16 protein-coding genes and 1 pseudogene are annotated in these 19468 nt (G+C 63.0%); 10 read left to right on the top strand and 7 right to left on the bottom strand.

Annotated features, from left to right (window positions below; all coding sequences use genetic code 11):
- Positions 1 to 123 precede the first annotated feature (123 nt).
- The 3 genes from P6U31_RS03235 to P6U31_RS03245 form a co-directional block, all read right to left on the bottom strand.
- Positions 124 to 2088, bottom strand: coding sequence for a carbohydrate porin (locus P6U31_RS03235; protein WP_407186833.1), 1965 nt, complete (start codon positions 2086 to 2088; stop codon positions 124 to 126).
- A gap of 398 nt (positions 2089 to 2486) precedes the next feature.
- A complete protein-coding gene (locus P6U31_RS03240; RefSeq protein WP_407186834.1) occupies positions 2487 to 2750 on the bottom strand; it encodes a hypothetical protein in 264 nt (87 codons plus the stop codon).
- Positions 2751 to 2890: 140 nt separating this feature from the next.
- Positions 2891 to 3700 (bottom strand): creatininase family protein, encoded by an 810-nt coding sequence (locus P6U31_RS03245; protein WP_407186835.1) that lies wholly within the window; start codon positions 3698 to 3700, stop codon positions 2891 to 2893.
- Between the two features lie 149 nt (positions 3701 to 3849).
- Between P6U31_RS03245 and P6U31_RS03250 the strand changes: the two genes are divergently transcribed.
- The 5 genes from P6U31_RS03250 (at position 3850) to P6U31_RS03270 (ending at position 8423) form a co-directional block, all read left to right on the top strand.
- On the top strand, positions 3850 to 4872 hold the full coding sequence (locus P6U31_RS03250) for an ABC transporter substrate-binding protein (RefSeq protein ID WP_407186836.1): 1023 nt from the start codon (positions 3850 to 3852) through the stop codon (positions 4870 to 4872).
- Between the two features lie 209 nt (positions 4873 to 5081).
- The gene (locus P6U31_RS03255; RefSeq protein WP_407186837.1) at positions 5082 to 5897 is read left to right on the top strand and encodes an ABC transporter ATP-binding protein; all 816 of its coding nucleotides are present in this window, start codon (positions 5082 to 5084) and stop codon (positions 5895 to 5897) included.
- A complete protein-coding gene (locus P6U31_RS03260; RefSeq protein WP_407186838.1) occupies positions 5894 to 6712 on the top strand; it encodes an ABC transporter permease in 819 nt (272 codons plus the stop codon). Before P6U31_RS03255 ends, P6U31_RS03260 begins: the two co-directional genes overlap by 4 nt.
- Positions 6712 to 7701, top strand: a complete 990-nt coding sequence (locus tag P6U31_RS03265) for a 2-hydroxyacid dehydrogenase (protein ID WP_407186839.1) — start codon at positions 6712 to 6714, stop codon at positions 7699 to 7701. Before P6U31_RS03260 ends, P6U31_RS03265 begins: the two co-directional genes overlap by 1 nt.
- Positions 7701 to 8423, top strand: coding sequence for an AprI/Inh family metalloprotease inhibitor (locus tag P6U31_RS03270; protein ID WP_407186840.1), 723 nt, complete (start codon positions 7701 to 7703; stop codon positions 8421 to 8423). Before P6U31_RS03265 ends, P6U31_RS03270 begins: the two co-directional genes overlap by 1 nt.
- 187 nt (positions 8424 to 8610) lie before the next feature.
- On the opposite strand, the gene P6U31_RS03275 is transcribed toward P6U31_RS03270, so the two are convergent.
- On the bottom strand, positions 8611 to 10002 hold the full coding sequence (locus tag P6U31_RS03275; RefSeq protein WP_407186841.1) for a peptidoglycan-binding protein: 1392 nt from the start codon (positions 10000 to 10002) through the stop codon (positions 8611 to 8613).
- A 357-nt stretch (positions 10003 to 10359) separates the two neighbouring features.
- On the opposite strand from P6U31_RS03275, the gene P6U31_RS03280 reads away from it, so the two are divergent.
- The gene (locus P6U31_RS03280) at positions 10360 to 10734 is read left to right on the top strand and encodes a hypothetical protein (RefSeq protein ID WP_407186842.1); all 375 of its coding nucleotides are present in this window, start codon (positions 10360 to 10362) and stop codon (positions 10732 to 10734) included.
- A gap of 163 nt (positions 10735 to 10897) precedes the next feature.
- Here P6U31_RS03280 and P6U31_RS03285 read toward each other — a convergent pair whose 3' ends face one another.
- Both P6U31_RS03285 and P6U31_RS03290 read right to left on the bottom strand, forming a co-directional pair.
- The gene (locus P6U31_RS03285; protein ID WP_407186843.1) at positions 10898 to 11737 is read right to left on the bottom strand and encodes a tetratricopeptide repeat protein; all 840 of its coding nucleotides are present in this window, start codon (positions 11735 to 11737) and stop codon (positions 10898 to 10900) included.
- Positions 11738 to 11924: 187 nt separating this feature from the next.
- Positions 11925 to 12089 (bottom strand): annotated as a pseudogene (locus P6U31_RS03290) (JAB domain-containing protein); the annotation flags it as partial.
- 214 nt (positions 12090 to 12303) lie between these two features.
- Between P6U31_RS03290 and P6U31_RS03295 the strand changes: the two are divergent.
- Positions 12304 to 13056 (top strand): hypothetical protein, encoded by a 753-nt coding sequence (locus P6U31_RS03295; protein ID WP_407186844.1) that lies wholly within the window; start codon positions 12304 to 12306, stop codon positions 13054 to 13056.
- Between the two features lie 74 nt (positions 13057 to 13130).
- On the opposite strand, the gene P6U31_RS03300 is transcribed toward P6U31_RS03295, so the two are convergent.
- Positions 13131 to 13349: a helix-turn-helix domain-containing protein gene (locus P6U31_RS03300; RefSeq protein WP_161532547.1), complete on the bottom strand. Its 219-nt coding sequence runs from the start codon at positions 13347 to 13349 to the stop codon at positions 13131 to 13133.
- 606 nt (positions 13350 to 13955) lie between these two features.
- Here P6U31_RS03300 and P6U31_RS03305 point away from each other — a divergent pair.
- From P6U31_RS03305 to P6U31_RS03315, 3 genes are all read left to right on the top strand, one after another.
- On the top strand, positions 13956 to 15653 hold the full coding sequence (locus P6U31_RS03305; RefSeq protein WP_407186845.1) for a DUF262 domain-containing protein: 1698 nt from the start codon (positions 13956 to 13958) through the stop codon (positions 15651 to 15653).
- Between the two features lie 229 nt (positions 15654 to 15882).
- The gene (locus P6U31_RS03310; protein WP_407186846.1) at positions 15883 to 17079 is read left to right on the top strand and encodes a DUF932 domain-containing protein; all 1197 of its coding nucleotides are present in this window, start codon (positions 15883 to 15885) and stop codon (positions 17077 to 17079) included.
- A 171-nt stretch (positions 17080 to 17250) separates the two neighbouring features.
- Positions 17251 to 19395 carry a ParB/RepB/Spo0J family partition protein gene (locus P6U31_RS03315; RefSeq protein WP_407186847.1) on the top strand — a complete coding sequence of 715 codons (2145 nt, stop codon included), beginning with the start codon at positions 17251 to 17253 and terminating at the stop codon, positions 19393 to 19395.
- Positions 19396 to 19468 lie beyond the last annotated feature (73 nt).

Raw genomic sequence — 19468 nt, forward strand, 5'->3', positions numbered from 1 at the left:
GCTGCGGCCCCTCACCCGGATTGCTCAGGCGCGCAATTGCGCGCCAAAGCAATCCGACCTCTCCCCGCTGGGGAGAGGTAAGCCCGCCGGCGAAACCTTGTTTCTTCCCGGCGCGAGCCGCAGCTAGAACTCCCCGTGCAGCCGCCCCGAGAATACCGACACCGGTCCGCGGTCGGCGTTGTAGGCGGGATTGACGATGAGCTGGTAGTCGGCGGTGAAGGTCAGCGCCTTGTTCAGCGCATAGGCGTAATAGGTCTCCAGCACGCGTTCGCGGCGGTAGTTGAGCCGGCCGTCGCCGATCAGCGGACCGAGACCGCCGGCGGCGATGAAGTCGCGGTGGTCCTGCGAGAGCCCGTTGACGGCGCCGGCAATGGCGACGACGTCGTCAGGCCGGCCCCATGTCGTTCCTTTCACCGAGACGCCGCCGGATAGGCTGCGGTCGATGTCGGTGAAGGCCATGATCTCGTTGCGGCCGTCGTTCCAGCTCCAGCGGCCGAACACGCCGATGTCGTCGGTGATCGCCTGCTCGACGTTGAACGCGTAGCCGTACTTGAGGCGGCCGCGCCGGGTCTGGGTGATGTCGACGCCGAAGGCGGGATTGTCCAGCGTCTCGCGATAGCTGCCGGAGAATGTGCTGTTGAGGAAGCCGAGCGTGCGCAGCTTGCCGGGGAGGCCGAACAGCGAATAGCGCGTCTCGAGCTCCACCACATATTCGCCGCGGCGGCCGATATTCATGTCGAAATTGTTCGAATTGGACTCGGCATCCACCAGGAAGTAGCCGGCGCGGAGCGCCCATTGCTTCTGGTTCAGTTCGGCGGTGGCGCCATAGCCGAGGCCGAGCTTGTCGGCGGCATAGTCGAAGGCGCCGGAAGCCCAAATCGACCAGTTCATGAAATCCTTGCGCGGATCATGCGCGTAGGAATTGCCATCGAACACGTCGACCACGGAGAACTTGCCGACCTGCAAGGTCAGGCGCGAGACGTCGGCCTTGCCGGCGAGCTGAAGCTGGCCGCTGGCAAGCTCCTCCTGCTCGCCGCCGAAGCCGAAGGTGTGGCGCACGAACAGCCGCGAGGCATTGAAATGCGGATAGGGGAAACCGGATTTCTGCGCTTCGCCGTTGGGAAAGCCCGCCGCGCCCGTCGTGTTGTTGAAGCCGAATCCCTGAAGCAGTTCAGGATTGAAATAGACCTCGCCGCCATCCCACAGCCGCGCATTGAGATAGAGCGAATTGCTCCAGGTCTGCTGAAAATCGGGCGACGGGAGCAGGCTGTTCGTTCCGGTATAGGGCGCATGGAACGCGGGGTAACCCTGCCCCAGCGCGGTCGACTGGCCGTGAATCTCCCAGCGGTTCGACTCGGTGTCGGTGACATCCGACTTCGGGTTGTAGGTCGGCACGCCCGGCCAGTCGATCTTGCGATTGAGGCCGAGCCGCAGGCTATGAAAATCCATCGACGAGGCATATTGCGCGCCGCTCGAGAAGGAGACGTTGGCATTCTCGAACTTGCTGTAGAGATATTCGAGCCGCGTCGTCCAGTGCGGGGCGAAGGCGTATTCGACGCCGCCGCCTGCGGTCCAGCCCAGCCGCGTGTGCAATACCTTTTCTTCGACGCCGCCGTTCGGCGTCGAGAGAAAGCGCTCGCCGGTGAAGGCCGCGCCGCCGGCGGCGTAGAACAACCAATCGCCATTGGTGTAGCCGAGCCGCGCGCGCACGCTTGCGACATAGTCCCAGCGTTCCTCCGAGAACGACAGCGCCGTCCTTGCCGATGACACGACATGATTGGAGGGCAGATAGTTCGGAAAAGAGATGTCGCCTTCGACTCCGAGCAGCAGGCCCGAACTGAGGCGCCAATTGTAGCCGGCCTGGACGCCGCCGGTCGCGCCGGTGAAGACGTTGTTGTCGGTTGCGAGCGTGGGATCGCTCAGCGTCGCCGAGGACGTGCCGCGGGTGACGCCGACATGCGCACCGATATAGAGCCCGGTCCAGTCATAGACCGCTTTCAGGGCCGGGGCCTTCAGCGGCAGATCGGCCGCGCGGCCGGCGGTGGGAAAAGCCAGCACGCCCGTGGCAATCGCCGCAGCCGTTCGCAAGCACCGGTGTCTGTGATCTCTCAACGCCAAAACGCACGCCCCCAAACGCGAATGTGTTCCACCCGCCGCGATATCCCTGCCGATTCGCGACGATTCTGTCACCAGGCCTTGGCCAGCGACGTGATCGGCCGAGATGATCTCGATTCGACCCGACTTCTTCCCAAGTTCCCGAACCTGCGGCAAACCTTATTGCGATTAATTCGCAATAGCAACTGGCGCGGATTGCCGCACAGGAGGGTTCGCACTCCTGTGTGACGCGGCTGCAACAACGCCGGCCCTCAAACGAATGACCCCGCCCGGGGGGACAGCCGGGCGGGGTCGGGGGCACGACACGGGGTGGATGAGGCGCCCGTGTCGGACGCAGGATCCACGTATGAGATCGGCCTCAGGTCCTCAGATCAGTAGCAGGTGCGAACGCGGCCGATGTATTGGCCGAAGGCGTTGTACTGGGCGACCCAGCCGCAGCGGTGATAGCCGTAGTAATAGGGGTCGTTGCTGGCGGCGATCGCGGAGCCGACGACGGCGGCGGTGGCGATGCCGGCGCCCACGCCCCAGACCCAGCCCGGCTGCTTGGCTTCGGCCGCGGTGGTGGTGGACGCGATGCTGCCGGTGACGGCGAGGGCAGCGAGGGCTGCGGCGGCAATCTTGCTCTTGATCGACATGTGAAACTCCATCCGGGGTTGAGGCGGTCCGTTGTGGCCCGCGTGCCCAATTGGACGGAGGCATGCCCAAACCGGTTCGAAGGCGTATCTGGCGCTCTCCGAATCCGGTTATTTCCCGAATGGTCTCAGTTGGATGCGGGCTAGCCGAGGGGGCCCTTGGCAAGCCTGTTCACGTCGAAGTTATCGACCTCCCCCAGCAGCTCGCAAAAGGCGCGCGCGCCCTGGTCGAGAAGCTGCTCGCCCTTTGCCGGCTCGGCCAGCGTCGCATTGCCGATGGCACCGCTGGCGTTCAGATCCTGCGCCTGCCAGGCGAACGGCGCCGGCCGCTGTGTCGACAGCCAGCGATATTGCTGCTCCAGCACGACGCTGCTCGCGGGAAAATCCGCGATCGCATCCTTGCGCACCTGATCGGAATAGCGCGCCAGCATGATCGAGGTCTCGATCGCGCCGCCATGAATGCCGTGGCGTACCTCCTCGGCGGGGAACAGCTTGTCGGCGCCTGACAGCCGCGACCACGAGGTCGTCACCACAAGCAGCTTTTGGTGCGCGCGCAGATCCTGCGCGACCAGCATCATGGCCGCGCTGTTGCCACCATGGCTGGTGATGATGACGAGCTTCTTCACGCCGCGCCGCGCGATGTCCTCGCCCAATCCTGTCCATCGCTTCAACGCGACTTCGGTCGGCAGCGTCTGCGTGCCGGGATAATCGATATGCTCGGTGGAGATGCCGATGGGCTCGACGGGCAAAAAGCTGGCCGGAACAGATGGCGGGAGCAGTTCGCGCGTGCGCGCCAGATAGGCGTCCGCAATCAGCACGTCGGTTGTCACCGGCAGATGCGGGCCGTGCTGCTCGGTCGCCGCCAGCGGCAGCACCGCGATCCAGCGCGACACCTCCGCAGGGTCGGCATGAGCCCAGTCGATGTCGATCCAGTCGCGGGAGGGCGTCTTCACGGTTTCTTTGCCCGAATTTGTCACGTAATTTGGGGTATGAGGGGACGCGGGCCGGCCGGCTCGCGTCCCCTGATGTCATGCGGTTTTATCGCGTTGCCTTCACTCGGACCAGACGCGATTGGGCCAGCCACGATCGACGGAGTGCCATCATGACCCCCTCTCATCTGCGGCGCGCGCTAACGGCGGGCGTATTGGCCGCTCTCGCCTCCCTTGCACCGGCGCGGGCCGAGACGCTCGACAAGGTCACCTTCGGCACCAACTGGGTGGCCGAGGCCGAGCATGGCGGCTTCTTCCAGGCTGTGGCCGACGGCACCTACAAGAAATATGGCCTCGACGTCACCATCGTCCCCGGCGGGCCCAACGAGAACAACCGGATGCTGCTGATCGCCGGGAAGATCGATTTCTTCATGGCCGCGAACACGCTGATGTCCTTCGACGCGGTGGCGAACAACGTTCCGGTCGTGACCATCGCCGCGATCTTCCAGAAGGACCCGCAGGTGATGCTGACGCAGCCCGATGCCAAGGTTGCGAAGATCGAGGACCTCAAGCCGCTGACGCTGTTCGTCTCCAAGGAGGGCATGGGCAGCTACTTCCAGTGGCTGAAGTCCGAATACGGCTTCAGCGAGAAGAACGTCCGTCCCTATAATTTCAATCCGCAGCCCTTCATCGCCAATCCCAAGAGCGCGATGCAGGGCTACGTCACCTCCGAGCCGTTCGCGGTCGAGAAGGCGGCGGGCTTCAAGCCGAACGTGCTGCTGCTGGCCGACTACGGCTTCAACACCTATTCGACCCTGATCGAGGCCCGCCGCGACGTGGTCGAGAAGAAGCCCGATCTCGTCCAGCGCTTCGTCGATGCCTCCATGATCGGCTGGTACAATTACATCTATCGCGACAATTCCGCCGGCAACGCCATGATCAAGCAGCTCAATCCGGAGATGACCGACGACCTGCTCGCTTATTCCGTCGCCAAGATGAAGGAGCACGGCATCGTCGATTCCGGCGACAGCCTGAAGAACGGCATCGGCGCCATGAGCGACGAGCGTTACACCTCCTTCTTCAACAAGATGGTCAAGGCCGGTGTCGTCAAGCCGGATCTCGACTTCCGCAAATCCTACACGCTGCGCTTCGTCAACAAGGGCGTCGGGGTCGAGCTGCGCCCGAGCAAGCCGTAACGGATGCCGCGGCTGGATGAACGTGTGGCGGCGTCGCTCACCTCTCCCGAAGGGAGAGGTCGGATCGCATCGTCAGATGCGATCCGGGTGAGGGGTTACGCTCTCTCGTGGGACCTCTTGCCCCTCACCCGGCGCTGCGCGCCGACCTCTCCCCGCTGGGGAGAGGTGCAGGTTGCGGCTCGGTCCCACCACATCACAGCCACCGATCGATGGTAGAGCGCAGAACCTCGTCCGCCGTCGAGACGGGCCTGACGCATCTCGCCGTCAGCCTGCGCGGCGTGACGAAGACCTATGACAACGGCGTTATGGCGCTCGGCCCATTCGACCTTGCTGTCCGCAAGGGCGAGTTCATCTCGCTGCTGGGGCCGTCCGGTTGCGGCAAGTCGACCGTGCTGCGGCTGATCGCGCAGCTCAGCGCGCCGTCCTCGGGCATCGTGCGGGTGGCGCGTCATGAGGGCGAGGTGCAGCCGGGCCACGGCATCGGCTTCGTGTTCCAGGAGCCGACGCTGATGCCCTGGGCCAGCGTGCGCGAGAATGTGCGGCTGCCGCTCAAGCTCGGCGGCGTGCCGAAGGCGGAGGGACGCGCGCGGGCCGACGAAGCGCTCGCCAGCGTCGGGCTCGCCGATTTCGCCGATAGCTTTCCGCGCGAGCTCTCCGGCGGCATGAAGATGCGGGTGTCGCTGGCGCGCGCGCTCGTCACCGATCCAGATATCCTCTTGATGGATGAGCCGTTCGCCGCTCTGGACGAGATCACGCGCTTCCGCCTCAACAACGATCTGCTCGCGCTGTGGCGAGCTCTCGGCAAGACGGTCATTTTCGTCACCCATTCGGTGTTCGAATCCGTCTATCTGTCGCAGCGCGTGGTGGTGATGACGGCGCGGCCAGGCCGCATTCAGGCCGACATCCGTATCGAGACGGTCGAGCCGCGGGGCGAGGCGTTCCGCACCTCGGCCGCCTATTCCGATTATTGCCGCAAAGTGTCGGCGGCGCTGGCGCCGTCCTATTCGGAGCAATCGACGCTATGAACGCGCAACTCTCCGTCGCCGTGAAGCCGCGAGCTGCGCAGCACGCCGTGCGCCTGGTGCTGCCCGTCGTCGTGTTCGCCGCCGGCCTGATCGCTTGGGAACTGGTGGTCCGCTTCAAGGGCATCCCGCCTTACGTGCTGCCGGCGCCGTCCGTGATCGTGCTGACCTTGATCAATGACTGGGCGGTGCTGTCGCAATCGCTCGCGACCACGCTTCTGACCACGCTCGAAGGCTTTGTCGCGGCCAGCATCGGCGGCGTCGCGCTGGCGTTGCTGTTCAACCAGTCGAAATGGGTGGAATACTCGCTGTTTCCCTATGCGATCGTCCTCCAGGTCACCCCGGTGATCGCGATCGCGCCGCTGCTTTTGATCTATCTGGAACAGCAGACCGCGGTCGTGGTCTGCGCCTTCATCGTCGCCTTCTTCCCGGTGCTGTCCAACACAACGCTCGGGCTCAATTCGGTCGATCGCAACCTCGCCGGCCTGTTCCAGCTCTACGGCGCATCAAATCCGCAAACCCTGCGCTTTTTGAAGCTGCCTGCGGCATTACCCTACATTCTCGGGGGCCTCCGCATCGCAGGCGGCCTGTCGCTGATCGGCGCGGTCGTCGCGGAGATCGCGGCGGGAACGGCAGGCGCCGGCTCGGGGCTTGCCTACAGGATCGCGGAATCAGGCTACCGATTGAACATACCCCGCATGTTCGCGGCGCTGCTGCTGCTGTCGCTGGCCGGGATTGTCATCTATGGGGTGCTGGCGCTAGTTTCGCACCTCGTTTTACGGCGCTGGCACGAGAGCGCGCTTGGAAAGGAAAGCTGATGTCTACCGGTTCGATTTCGTCCGAAAAGATCGACCTTCTGATCTATGGGCCGGTGCGGCCGATCCTCGAGAACGGCTTTTCCGATCATTTCGTCGTGCACAAGGCCGAGACGCGCGGCGACCTCGAACGGCTGACGCCCGCGGTCCGTGAAAAAATCCGCGGTGCCGCCGTGACCTATCACACCGTGCGCGCCGACAGGGATTCGCTGTCGCAGCTGCCCAAGCTGGAAATGGTGGCGAGCTTCGGCGTCGGCTACGACCATATCGATGCCAAATACGCGGCCGAGCACAACATCATCGTCACCAACACGCCCGATGTGCTGACCGAGGAGGTCGCCGACGTCGCGATGGGCCTGCTGATCTCGACCTTGCGCGAGTTCATAAAGGCCGACCGCTACGTCCGCTCGGGGCTGTGGCAGACTCAGAACTATCCGCTCAGCGTCGGCTCGCTGCGCGACCGCAAGGTCGGCATCGTCGGCATGGGCCGGATCGGCCAGGCCATCGCGCGGCGGTTGGATGCCTCACTGGTGCCGGTGGTCTACCACTCGCGCAACCCGTCCAAGGACGTCTCCTACAAGCATTATCCCGATCTGATCGAGATGGCGAAGGCGGTGGATACGCTGATGGTGATCGTGCCCGGCGGCGCCTCCACCAACAAGATGATCAATGCCGAGGTGCTGAAGGCGCTCGGCCCGCGCGGCGTGCTGATCAACGTCGCGCGCGGCTCCGTGGTTGACGAGCCGGCGCTGGTTCAGGCGTTGAAATCGGGCACCATCCTCGCCGCCGGCCTCGACGTGTTCGCGGCCGAGCCGAACGTGCCGGACGAGCTCAAGTCGATGCAGAACGTCGTGCTGCTGCCGCATATCGGCTCGGCCTCGGTGGTGACGCGCAACGCGATGGACCAGCTCGTCGTCGACAATCTCAAGGCCTGGTTCGCCGGCAAGGCGCCGCTGACGCCGGTGGCCGAAACGCCGTTCAAGGGGCGCTGATGTCCGTTCTTCGGGCCGTCGCATCCGCCGTCGCGGCCGCTTTGGCCGCGATCGGCGTCGTCGCGGCCTATCTCGCCGCGATCGGCATCGCGCATGCGCAGGATGCGACGAGCCTGAAGAAATCGATGCTTGGGCAGTGGGAGCTCTCGACCACCGAGCGCAGCAAGACCTGCGTCGTCACCATGAAGGGCGACGCCGCTGGCCAGGGCTACAAGCTGGAGCTGGAGCCCGCCTGCAAGACCGCGCTGCCTTTCACCAAGGACATCGTCGCCTGGAGCGTCAGGGGGCTCGATATCGTTCGCCTGCAGGACGCCAGCGGTGAAGCCGTGATCGACTTCACCGAAGTCGAGGCCGGCATCTTCGAGGGCCTGCGCCAGGGCGAGGGCGTCTACATCCTGCAGGACCTCGCCGCCGCCCGCTCGATGGCCAAGTCGATGGACCAGATGATCGGCGACTGGGCGATGGTGCGCGGCAACGGCCAGCCGGTCTGCGGGCTGACGCTGACCAACACCGAGGCGGCGCCGGACAATTTCCAGGTCTTCCTCAAGCCGAAATGCGACGCGGCCATCGCGCAATTCAATCCGACGCAATGGCGGCTCGAGCGCGGCCAGATCATCCTGATGTCGAAATCGGGCGCGGTCTGGCAGTTCGAGGCCGACGATAACGCGCAATGGCGCCGCGTCCCCGACACTGCCGATCCCCTGATCATGCTGCGCCAGTAGGGGGCAAGCCGCGGGCTTTCCCCGGCAAGCTAGGGCAATCGGATACGAAGATTTACAAGAGATCGTCATGCCCGGGCTTGTCCCGGGCATCCACGTTCTTTGTGCCGCGTAGCCAGGCGTGGATGGCCGGGACAGGCCCGGCCATGACGCCGTGGAGACTGTCAACGCCTCACGTCCCATCCATCTTCTACGTCGTCAGCTTCGGCGGCGGCGCGGTGCCCTGCGCCCATTTCTCCAGCTTGCCGAGCACGCCCCAGGCCGCCAGCGCCAGCGATATCGGCATCGCGAACTGGCCAAGGCCCGGCACCGCCGACACGATCGTTCCGAGCAGTCCGGCGATGCCTCCCGCATTGGGGCTCGCCGTCACCGACGACAGCAGCGCGGTGATCAGCGAGCCGCCGATGCCGAGCGCGGTCTTCTTGCCGTCGAGCAGCTTGCCAATGGTTTCGCCAAGCGCGCCGTTGACCTGGCCCAGCATGGGCTTGCCGTCCTTGTTGAGCAGCGCGCCGAGCAGGTCGACCACCTGCTTGAGCTGATCGACCGGCGCGGGAGCTGTCGGGGTGGCTGGTGCTGGCATGGGCGCTGCCTTGTTGACGAGGGAGAAGAGCCGTTCGAACAGGTTGATCGGATCATTGATGGCAGGCAGCGTGTTGCCCGGTATCGTCGCCGGCAGCGTCGTGCCGCCGGACGACGGCCGCAGCACTTGCGCAAGGTCCTCCAGCCGCGTCAGGACGTGAGATAGATCGGCGGTCTGCCCGGCAATGCCCGGCTGCTGCGTCGCGCGGGTGATGGCGGCCATCGTGGCCGCGTCGAGCAGCCCGGTATCCCTCAGACCGTTCTGTTGCTGAAACTGCGAGACGGCGGCCCTGGTCTTCGGCCCGCTGATGCCGTCCTCGGCGAGCGGCGGATTGGCACCGAGCGTGTTGAGCGCCTGCTGCATCAGGACGATCGTCGCGGCCGCATCGTCCTCGGGCTCGGCGCGGCCGACGAATTGCGGACCGTCGTCGAGCGTGATCGAGGAATCCAGCGCCATCATCGCATGCAGGATCACGGCGGTGCCGAGCTGGGAATCGACGTGATTGGGGTCGAACACGTGGTCGCGGACGAATTTTCCGGCGCGTGCCTCTGGCGGTCCGTACAGCGTCGAGCCGCCATAGAGATAGGGCGAATTGACCCCCTTGGCGTGATAGCCGAAGCCGTTGAACGCCTCGAGCCGGAACAGCATCCGCGCGATTCCCCAATCCTGGGCGCCGACGAAGTTCTCGATTCTGAACGCGTCCACGGCGCCGTCGACGAAAGTGGCAAACGGGCCGCGGCCCTTCGGAACGATCGTGGTCACGCGATGCAGCGATTCGCCGTTGCCGAGATAGGTGTCGAAGTCGAAGTTGGACTCGCGGTAGTGGCACAGCGCGGCAAAATGCCAGGGAACGCCCGTCAACCGCTCGATCTGCTGATAGGTCGCCTTGCCGTTGAGGGCCTTGCGGGCCACCGCATTGGCCTCCGCAAGGCGCCCGGGCCGGATCTCCAGGCCGGCCCAATTCCGCTCATATTCGGCTTTCAAACTCTCGAATGAGATCATTGTCCGCTCCCGCAAATGAATGAATTATCGATTCTCCGTGCAAACCAAGGTGGGCCGGGTGCCGTGATCAGCGCGCAATGCCAGCGCGATCTCCTGCAAATCTGGCAGCTCGCCGGCCGGTCGCATGTGAAATGGCTTACAGCTTTGATGAGAAATCGGCGGCGGGGCCGGAGGCCCCTTGAGCCATCGTTCGCGAGGGAACCGGCAGGGTCGTCCGTCCGTTAACGCGCGATGGGATTTGGACGAATCGTCATCGCGCTTTAGGTTGTTGGTTGCGCATGATCTTTCCGGAAAGCCGCTTCGCACTTCTCCGGATCATGCTCGAGCGAGGCGAGACGGTCCGGCAAGGAGTCCTGCATGGCCAAGCGCGTCCTGGCGATCGGCATCGAGCCCGGCAATGCCGATTATAGCGCATTCCCGCAGCTCACGCCGGAGCTCGTGCGCGGCTACATCGAGGCGCAGCTGCTGCGCCTGCGCGATCTCGGCTTCGAGGTCACGAGCTGCCTGATCGACCTCGACACCACTGCGGAAGCCGGGGTTACGGCGGCGCTGCGCGAGGAGCGCTTCGACTGCATCGTGATCGGCGCCGGCCTGCGCGAGCCGAAGGAGCGCCTGGTGCTGTTCGAGAAGGTGCTCAACCTCGTTCACCGTTTGGCGCCGGAGGCCGCGATCTGCTTCAACACCACGCCCGCCGACACCGCCGAGGCCGTGCAGCGCTGGGTCGAGCCGTGAGACACGCGGATCTGCTCAAGCAGCCCTAATGGCAGCAATGGCGCTGCCGCCAGTCAGGAGCTTCGTCTCGTGCGGGAGCGAGCGCCCTAAACCTCCAGCGAGGGAATACACCAAGGGACCGTCGCGACAGAGACTGGTCTTCGCAACCATCCAAGCACGAGACCTACCGCCGCAGTCGTTTCAGCTCGGATCGCGCGAGCTGGTACTCAGTAAACTCTGTCGTACAGCTGTGCGCGGCGGTTTCGAGCGCGGTCTCTGCAGCCATGATGTCACCGCGCAGCAGATTATATTCGCCGACGTAATACTGGGCCTCGCAGCGCTGGTCCGGTGTCAGGGCCGCCGCGAGCGTCTCCATGGCGGTCTTGCGATTCAAGAGCAGTTCGACCACCGGATAAGGCCATTCTCCCGGTTTGATGGCTGATTTGGCCGCCTGCAACTCGGCGATGCCGCCGGATTGTCCGGATCGCGCCCGCGCGAGATGAAGCTGCAGGGCAGGATAGGGATCATCGCGCCGCAGTGCGACGACCTCTGCATAGTCGGACGCGGCATCCGCGTATTTTCCCTGAACGAACCTGGCATGAGCCCGGATGTGAAAATAATCGGACTTGATGCGTGCGGCGGTCAGCTTTGTGATTGCGTCACTGGCCGCCGTTGCAACGATGCTGGCGGTTCCGAGCTTGATCGCCTGGTCAAAATCGGCGATGGCCCGATCGATCTCGTCGACTCTCAGCAGCGCCTTGCCGCGATTGTAGTGAATGTCAGCATTGCCGGGACGAAGCTCGACGGCCCGGTCGAATTCGGCAATGGCCCGATCGAGATCCCCTTTCGCTTCAAACGCGAGGCCGCGCTCGTTGAAGGTCAATCCGTTGCCGGGATCGAGCCGGATCGCCTCATCGTAGTCTACCAGCGCGCGATCGACATCGCCCCGGGCGATATAGGCAATTCCCCGCATATAGAGCGCCGCGGCGCGTTGCTTGGCCGCCTCGCCCTTGTCTTCGATCACCCGGCTACACCCGGTGATCATGCGTGTCGGATCGGCACCCTGGCAGTCGGACCAATCTCGCTCGCTCGCGGCCAACGCTGGTGCCGCGAGCATTGCGGCGCCGGTGATCGCACATATGAAACTTTTGCCCCTCACTCCCGTTTCTCCCTCCAGTGTGGCGTGCGAGCGCCAACGCGCTGCCAAGCGGCTAGATCAATCTCATCCCCCGCAAACTCGCGTGCCCGCTCCTGCCGACGATGATGTGGTCGTGCACGGCAATCCCTAGCGGTTTTGCGATGTCGATGATCGCCTTTGTCATCTGGATGTCGGCCTGCGAGGGCGAGGGATCGCCGGAGGGGTGGTTGTGCATGACCGTGCTGGTTCAAGTATGTATATGGATATGTTAGCTTTTTATGCATGACACCGGTGGCAGGGGACGCAGAGTGGGGACGGTACGTCGTGAGCCGGCGTGATGATCACGGTTGCACACGCTCGAGAATGTAACGCAGATTTGGAGCTATAGCGATCATGAGTCGAATCATGGTCGGTGCCTTCCTGGTCTTCGTACTTGCTCGCGGACACGCTCGATGATCTTGGCAAACAAGCAGCCCTCAAAGGCGTGTGTGCGTCGTCAGCTCAAACTCCGCGTCGAGTTGATCCCGAAACCGCTCGCGAAACGGAATCTACGATCGAGCGAAGGCATCGGAAAGGCGCGATGGGATAAACTCCGCCGCAGGCTCATCAAGCTACGGGGCGCCTGCTGCGAAATTTGCGGGTCGACAGGGCCGCGACTTCAAGCTCACGAAGTCTGGGGCTATCGAGAAAATGGAAGCGCCGGGACCGCAACGCTTCTGCGTATCGAGATCGTTTGCGTCGATTGCCACGACATCCATCATTGGGTGCGGACGACGATATTGCTCGAGGAAAGAAAGATCACAGCCGAACGATACAAGTATCTCAGGAGGCATTTCCGAGTGATCAATGATTGTCGTCAGAAGGTATTCGACGATCACCTTCTGAAAAGCGCGCGAATATGGAACCGTAGATCTAAGAAGGAATGGACGATTGATTGGGGAGAGTTTGAGCCTCTCGTCGAGCAGGCTAAAGAGGCGCGGGATCTATGGGCCGAGCGCAATCCCGATAACGGCGAATACTTCAATGTCCGTCCCGGACATCACATGCCGAGCCGATGTCCCGAGTGCGGCGCTGTCGGGAAGCTGACGCCTATCGAGGCCGACCAAGACGAAATGAGCGAAGGCGAAGAAGTAGAATACGAAGCCGGGATGTGGGGTTACGCCTTCTGCGGGGCATGCCAATCAAACGTCTTTTGGCAGGTCTAGCGGCCAACGAGAACTGGCGGATACTCGCACAAGGGAGATGTTCCTCCTTGTGGTTGGCGAGGATGACTGCCGCGTTAAGCTCCCACGCTAGGTCCTTTCGACGCACTACAAATCACAAGGTTTTTTCGATCCCATGCGTCAAGTTCGTCCAGCGGGTATAAGACGGCTTTGCCGATCTTAACGTATGCCGGCCCGAGTCGCATCGCGCGCCAGTTGCGCAGCGTGCCTACAGTCACCTCGCCACGGTATCGTGTAGATACTTCTTCGGGCGTAAGGAATTTGGCGTCTGACATTCGCGTTCTCCATCACTCTGCCGCACGACACAGCACGGTCGAAATGGCCGAGAAGTTGACACCCGGAGTGACGGAAGAAAACGGCATTCTCGATAAGCTGTTGTAGCTCGCATCAAACTCGGACGACTTGTCGCGCCGACCGGCGTTGAACATCGCGGGATGGAGTGACGGAGCGTAGTAAAAATACTTGCGCCTCGCGGTCCCAAGTTCACAAAGTAGAGGATGCTGCAGGTCGTTCGACGACCCGCTGGCCAGAACTGACAGCGGTAGCTCAAGTATCCGTTACTGGGTGACGTTGTGGCGGTCAATCTTAGTGGGACGCGTGACGGTGTTGGTCAGTCCCGCAGCGATGTTCGCAACCGACACCGGGCGATCGCGACCACCTTGGTCGGCTGGTCGACTAGCGCTTGGAGCAGATACCCGCTGCCGATTTCGTCGGCCTGGAGCCGCGGTACAATTCCAACTGGGTGACTTCATCCAGAGTGATGGCTCTCGGATCAGCGACCCGCGGCAAGGGGCAGGCCCAAATCTGAGGACTTGTGGAATTGAGCCTCGACAACCATGGGTACTGGATGTCATGTTTCCTCCATTTAGAGAGAGGAAATAATGGCTTCACCACTTTCAGCGCACGAACAACCGATCTCAAAAATCTTCGGCGGAGACTACGTTTTCGAAATTCCCGGATTCCAGCGTCCCTACGCATGGACGGTTGAGCAGGCGCGCGATCTTCTGGATGACCTATGGGATGCTGCCAAGGCGAAAGACCCCGGAGAAGAGTATTCTCCCTATTTCCTGGGGAGCATCGTTTTGATCAAGCCCGAAACCGTCCCCGACTGCCAAGTTGTGGACGGTCAACAGAGGCTGACAACGATCACTCTTCTTCTTTCAGCCATTCGCGCAAACTTATCAGTGGACGAAGGCCGCGACATCACGCAGCTCATCTATGAAAAAGGCAGTCAGATCTTGGGGACACAGGATCGATTTCGTCTGGCCCTGCGATCACGAGACCTCGAATTTTTTCAAACCTATGTCCAACGCGAAGGGGGCTTCGCCAAGCTCATCGCCCTCGGTGAGCAAAACTCTGATAGTCGCCAAAACCTCCGCCGGAACGCCCTTTATTTTGACGAGCGGCTGAAGGAGATGACGGTCGCGGAGCGCTTGACCCTTGCACAGTTTATGGTCACGCGCTGCTTCCTCGTCGTAGTGTCGACCCCGGACCTCGACTCCGCGTATCGCATTTTCTCGATTCTAAATAGCCGCGGTCTACCACTCGCGCCGGGCGACATTTTAAAGGCCGAGATTGTCGGTGCAATTGAAGACAGCCAGCGGGACGCCTACACCAAAAAATGGGAGGATCTGGAGGAGTCTTTGGGGCGCGACCAGTTCAGTGAGCTCCTCAGCCTCATTCGCATGATCTATCGCAAAGCGAAGCCGAAAGGTACGGTGCTCAAAGAGTTCCGCGAACACGTTGCTCAAGCTTACAAACCCAAGCAACTGATCGATGATGTCATCGTTCCCACCGGCGAGGTCTTTGCTGAATTGACCGATTCCGCTTACGTCAGCTCTGAAAAGGCGGAAATTGTCAATGAACACTTAAAGTGGCTAAACCGCCTCGAATTTAACGATTGGCTACCGCCTGCCTTGGCCTTTGCCGTGCGCCACCGCAGCCAGCCTAAGAAAATGGAGTCGTTCTTCCGGGATTTGGAGCGCCTTGCGTACTCCATGTTGATCCGTAAGAGCAGTATCAATGACCGCATAGAGAAATTCTCACGGCTCACCAAGGAAGTCGAGAGCGGTGATGATTTGGCAGGCGATAAATCCGCGCTACAGCTTTCGCAGGCCGAACAGGCAGGGACGTTCAAGGTTTTGTGCGGACCTTTGTACGATACCCTGGCCGCTCGCGCCCGGTCCGCTGTTTTGCTTCGTCTGGACGCACTGATGTCCGGCGGTGGCGCAAGTTACGACTACGAGACCATCACCGTTGAGCACGTGATGCCGCAGAATCCGAAGGCAGACAGCAAGTGGATCGAGTGGTTTCCGGACGCGCAGAAGCGCCTCGACATCGTTCACTCGCTCGGAAATTTGGCCCTTCTGACGAGGAAGAAAAATGCCTCGGCCAGCAATTGGGAGTTCGATCGCAAGAAAAAGGCGTACTTCGCAAAAGACGGCGTGTCGCCGTTCGTGTTGACGACGCAAGTTTTGGAGCACAACGATTGGACTCCGTCCATCGTTGCCGCTCGCCAAAAGCAGCTTTGTGATAAGCTCGAGACGCATTGGCGTCTGCAAAACCGTAAAGCGACTTGATCCACTAGAGCTCAACCGGCGTCGCGTAGACGTCGATCCGACTTCCTTAACTCCGACGTTACGCCGTGAGGGGAAAGCCTTCCCCTGCGGCCGAGCCTGTAGTCTCGGCCGACCCCTTCTGCGGGGAGGACCCCGCAACGCCCCATTAGAGTGAGAGGACGGATGGGCTTCGCCGTGACGGGTTGAAGAACGGAGGAGAGACCTCCGGCACCTGTCGTGGAGATGACCCATGACCCAAGTCGAAGTTCTGAGCGCTGGCCGCGACCACGCAGGCGGCTACAAGGTGGATGTGACCCGCGGCGAGCGCGTCGGCCGCGTATCCTCAGAGTGGTTTTCGCGGCCGGCGGACGAGCGCTATTTGTCCCTGTCGGATCTCTATGCCGCCGTGCACGGACGGACCGAGCGCAGCCGGACCCGAACGGTCGAAAGCGCGGCGATCCGAGTGGAGGCCAGCCGTGGCGATGCCGAGCACTTGGCGCTGATGTTGCCCGGTTCTGATGCTCCGATCGCACCGACCCACTGGAGCTTCAGCCAGCTCGCTGGCCTTGTCGGAGCGCCGGCGGCCTATCTGCGGCAGCTCCCGGCGCCGCTCGCTGGCATCAACCTCCAATTTGGCCTCAGTTCTCATCGCGGCGAGCAGGTCAAGACGCTCGAGATCCAAGATGGTCGTCTTGAGCTTCGTGCGATTACGGGCCCCGAATATGGCCGCATTTTTGACCACGAACTCGTGGCGGCGGTTCAGCGCATCGCGGGCAACGGCGCGGGCGACACGCGCTGGAAAGTGCCGGGGGTGCTCGACTGGTCGACCGGCATCTATAATCCGCATGTCGACATCAGCCAGGATACGACGACGCTTTACGCATCGGACCGCGACGTCTTCCTGTTCCTGGTCGACGACCTCAATCCGATCGAGGCCGGTCGATTGGCCGACGGTTCGCCGGACCTCTACTTCCGCGGCTTCTACTGCTGGAATTCCGAGGTCGGCGCGAAGACGCTCGGCATGGCGAGCTTCTATCTCCGCGCCGTTTGCCAGAACCGCAATCTCTGGGGTGTCGAGGATTTCGAGGAGATCACCATTCGTCACTCCAAATACGCCGCTTCACGCTTCGCGCACGAGGCGGTGCCGGCGCTGACCAACTTTGCCAATTCCTCAGCGATGCCCTTCGTCAACGGCATCAGGGCCGCACGAGAGATGATTGTCGCCCGCACCGACGATGACCGCAGCGCGTTCCTGCGCAAGCGTGGCTTCTCGAAGACAGAGACAGCGAGGATCATCGAGACGGTGTTGGCCGAGGAAGGACGCAAGCCCGAAAGCGTGTTCGATTTCGTGCAAGGCATCACAGCGGTTGCGCGGGGCAAGACCCATCAGGACGCACGACTGGACCTGGAGGCGCGTGCGAAGAAGCTGCTCGACCGCGCAGCCTGATACCCGGAAAGCCGGAGATGCGGAACGACGTGTCTCCGGCTTCGTGGCTTTCCTTCTTTCCTGATCGTCGGTTTGCGGCGCGGCCCTCAGAGGAAGAGGGCGGCGCCGCGCTTCGTGACGGGTTGGAGGCTCAGAGAGAGTCTTTGGGCCGCCCGTCGCGGAGTATCACTCATGGCGCCTGCCGTTCAGAAGATCACCCTCTCATCCTCGCGCGACATCCCCTTCAACAAGCTGGTGCTCAGCCAGTCGAACGTCCGGCGTGTGAAGGCCGGCGTCTCCATCGAGGAGCTGGCCGAGGATATCGCTCGGCGCACCCTGCTTCAGAGCCTCAACGTCCGGCCGGTCCTCGACGCCGAAGGCGCCGAGACCGGAATGTTCGAGATCCCAGCCGGCGGCCGCCGCTATCGGGCACTGGAGCTGCTGGTGAAGCAGAAACGCCTAGCCAAGACCGCGCCGGTACCTTGCGTCGTGCGCAATCCGGCGACCGACATTCTCGCCGAGGACGACTCACTTGCCGAGAACATCCAGCGCGCGCCGTTGCACCCCCTTGACCAGTTCCGCGCCTTTCAGGCTATGCGCGAGAAGGGCAGGACCGAGGAGGACATCGCCGCTGCTTTCTTCACGTCGGTCAACGTCGTGAAGCAGCGCCTGCGTCTCGCCTCGGTTTCGCCCGCGCTGCTCGACATCTATGCCGACGACGGCATATCGCTCGAGCAGTTGACGGCGTTCACCGTTACTCCCGATCATGCACGCCAGGAGCAGGTCTGGCAGGCGATCTCCGGGTCTTGGTCGAAGGAGCCCTATCAGATCCGCCGGATGCTGACGGAGAAAACGGTGCGAGCATCCGACCGGCGGGTCGTGTTTGTTGGCATCGACGTCTACGAAGCGGCCGGCGGCGCGGTGCTGCGCGACCTCTTCCAGTCCGACGACGGCGGCTGGTTGGAGGACGTCGTTCTGCTCGACAGCCTGGTCGCCGAGAAGCTGAAGGCAGAGGCGGAAACGATCGCCGCCGAAGGCTGGAAATGGATCGAGGTCGCCGCGACCGATTTCACCTACGGCCATACCCGTGGCCTGCGCGAGCTGGACGGCGTGTCCGCTGGTCTCACGGCCGAAGAGCAGGCAACCATCGAGGCGCTCAACGCCGAATCTGCGAGGCTCGAGGCCGAGCATGATGGTGTGGACGAGCTGTCCGACGAGGTTGACCAGCGACTGGGTGAGATCGAGACGGCTCTCGCCGCCTTCGACGATCGGCCCGTTACCTATCAGCCGGACGACATCGTCCGCGCGGGCGTGTTTGTCGGCATCGATGCCGAAGGCAGGCTGTCGGTGGATCGCGGCTACGTGCGGCCCGAGGACGAGGTACCCGTGACTGAGCCCGGACAGGGCAGCGATGGCGAATCCGCTGCCACGGCTCCGGACGGTGCGGAGCCGGCGGTGCGGGTCAGCCGGCGCGCCGTCATCACCGTCGGCGGCCATGTCGCGGAGCCAGAGGACGAGGATGATGATGCGATCAAACCGCTTCCGGACCGCCTGCTGACTGAGCTCACGGCGGAGCGAACGCTGGCGCTCCGCGACAAGCTGGCGGCTACGCCTTCGGTCGCCTTCCAGACGGTTCTGCACAAATTCTGCCTCGATGTCTTCTCCCGCTATTTCTCCCGCGGAGCGGCGATAGAGGTTTCCGTGCGCACCGCCAGCTTCCCGCTGCAGGCGCAGGGGCTGAAGGACACGCTGGCCGCCAAGGCGATCGATGCGCGCCACAAGACCTGGGAGGAGCGTCTGCCCAAGGACAAAGCCGATCTCTGGGATTGGCTCACTGGTCTGACGGGCGACGAGCAGGCGGCGCTCTTTGCGCACTGCGCCTCGTTCGGCGTCAACGCGCTGTACGAGAAGGGCGACCGCTACGGCGGCGGGGTCACGCCGCACACCGTCGAGCAGCGCATCACTGAGGCCGATCGCATCGCCAGGTCCGTCGAGCTCGACATGGTGGAAGCCGGTTGGCGCCCGACCGTCGAGAACTATCTCGGCCGGGTGCCGAAGCGCCGCATCCTGGAGGCGGTGCGGGAGGGCGCCGGCGAGCGGGCGGCCCAGCTCATCGACCATCTGAAGAAGGGCGATATGGCCAAGGAGGCCGAACGCCTCCTGGCCGAGACCGGCTGGCTGCCCGAGCCGCTGCGGATGGCGAGCGCCGACGTGGCAGCGTCGATCGACGCGGAGCCCGAGAGTGATGGCGCGGCGCTGCCGGAATTCCTCGCCGGTGACGACGAGGAAGCTCCCACCGACGAACCGGACAAGCCGCATATGATTGCTGCCGAGTAGAAACATTGGCTGGGACGACGAATGTCGTCCCAGCCTATTTTTATGAGCCGCGAGCCACCCGCGGCTGCGTTTC

Source organism: Bradyrhizobium centrosematis (assembly GCF_045571495.1).
Classification (GTDB): Bacteria; Pseudomonadota; Alphaproteobacteria; order Rhizobiales; family Xanthobacteraceae; genus Bradyrhizobium; species Bradyrhizobium centrosematis.

What these genes read in the sequence shown, in the direction of transcription:
- P6U31_RS03315 (WP_407186847.1), top strand. Translation starts at nt 17,251, where the DNA reads ATGGCGCCTGCCGTTCAGAAGATCACCCTCTCATCCTCGCGCGACATC.
- P6U31_RS03295 (WP_407186844.1), top strand. Translation starts at nt 12,304, where the DNA reads ATGATCTTGGCAAACAAGCAGCCCTCAAAGGCGTGTGTGCGTCGTCAG.
- P6U31_RS03255 (WP_407186837.1), top strand. Translation starts at nt 5,082, where the DNA reads ATGGTAGAGCGCAGAACCTCGTCCGCCGTCGAGACGGGCCTGACGCAT.
- P6U31_RS03260 (WP_407186838.1), top strand. Translation starts at nt 5,894, where the DNA reads ATGAACGCGCAACTCTCCGTCGCCGTGAAGCCGCGAGCTGCGCAGCAC.
- P6U31_RS03270 (WP_407186840.1), top strand. Translation starts at nt 7,701, where the DNA reads ATGTCCGTTCTTCGGGCCGTCGCATCCGCCGTCGCGGCCGCTTTGGCC.
- P6U31_RS03250 (WP_407186836.1), top strand. Translation starts at nt 3,850, where the DNA reads ATGACCCCCTCTCATCTGCGGCGCGCGCTAACGGCGGGCGTATTGGCC.
- P6U31_RS03280 (WP_407186842.1), top strand. Translation starts at nt 10,360, where the DNA reads ATGGCCAAGCGCGTCCTGGCGATCGGCATCGAGCCCGGCAATGCCGAT.
- P6U31_RS03300 (WP_161532547.1), bottom strand. Translation starts at nt 13,349, where the DNA reads ATGTCAGACGCCAAATTCCTTACGCCCGAAGAAGTATCTACACGATAC.
- P6U31_RS03275 (WP_407186841.1), bottom strand. Translation starts at nt 10,002, where the DNA reads ATGATCTCATTCGAGAGTTTGAAAGCCGAATATGAGCGGAATTGGGCC.
- P6U31_RS03240 (WP_407186834.1), bottom strand. Translation starts at nt 2,750, where the DNA reads ATGTCGATCAAGAGCAAGATTGCCGCCGCAGCCCTCGCTGCCCTCGCC.
- P6U31_RS03305 (WP_407186845.1), top strand. Translation starts at nt 13,956, where the DNA reads ATGGCTTCACCACTTTCAGCGCACGAACAACCGATCTCAAAAATCTTC.
- P6U31_RS03265 (WP_407186839.1), top strand. Translation starts at nt 6,712, where the DNA reads ATGTCTACCGGTTCGATTTCGTCCGAAAAGATCGACCTTCTGATCTAT.
- P6U31_RS03310 (WP_407186846.1), top strand. Translation starts at nt 15,883, where the DNA reads ATGACCCAAGTCGAAGTTCTGAGCGCTGGCCGCGACCACGCAGGCGGC.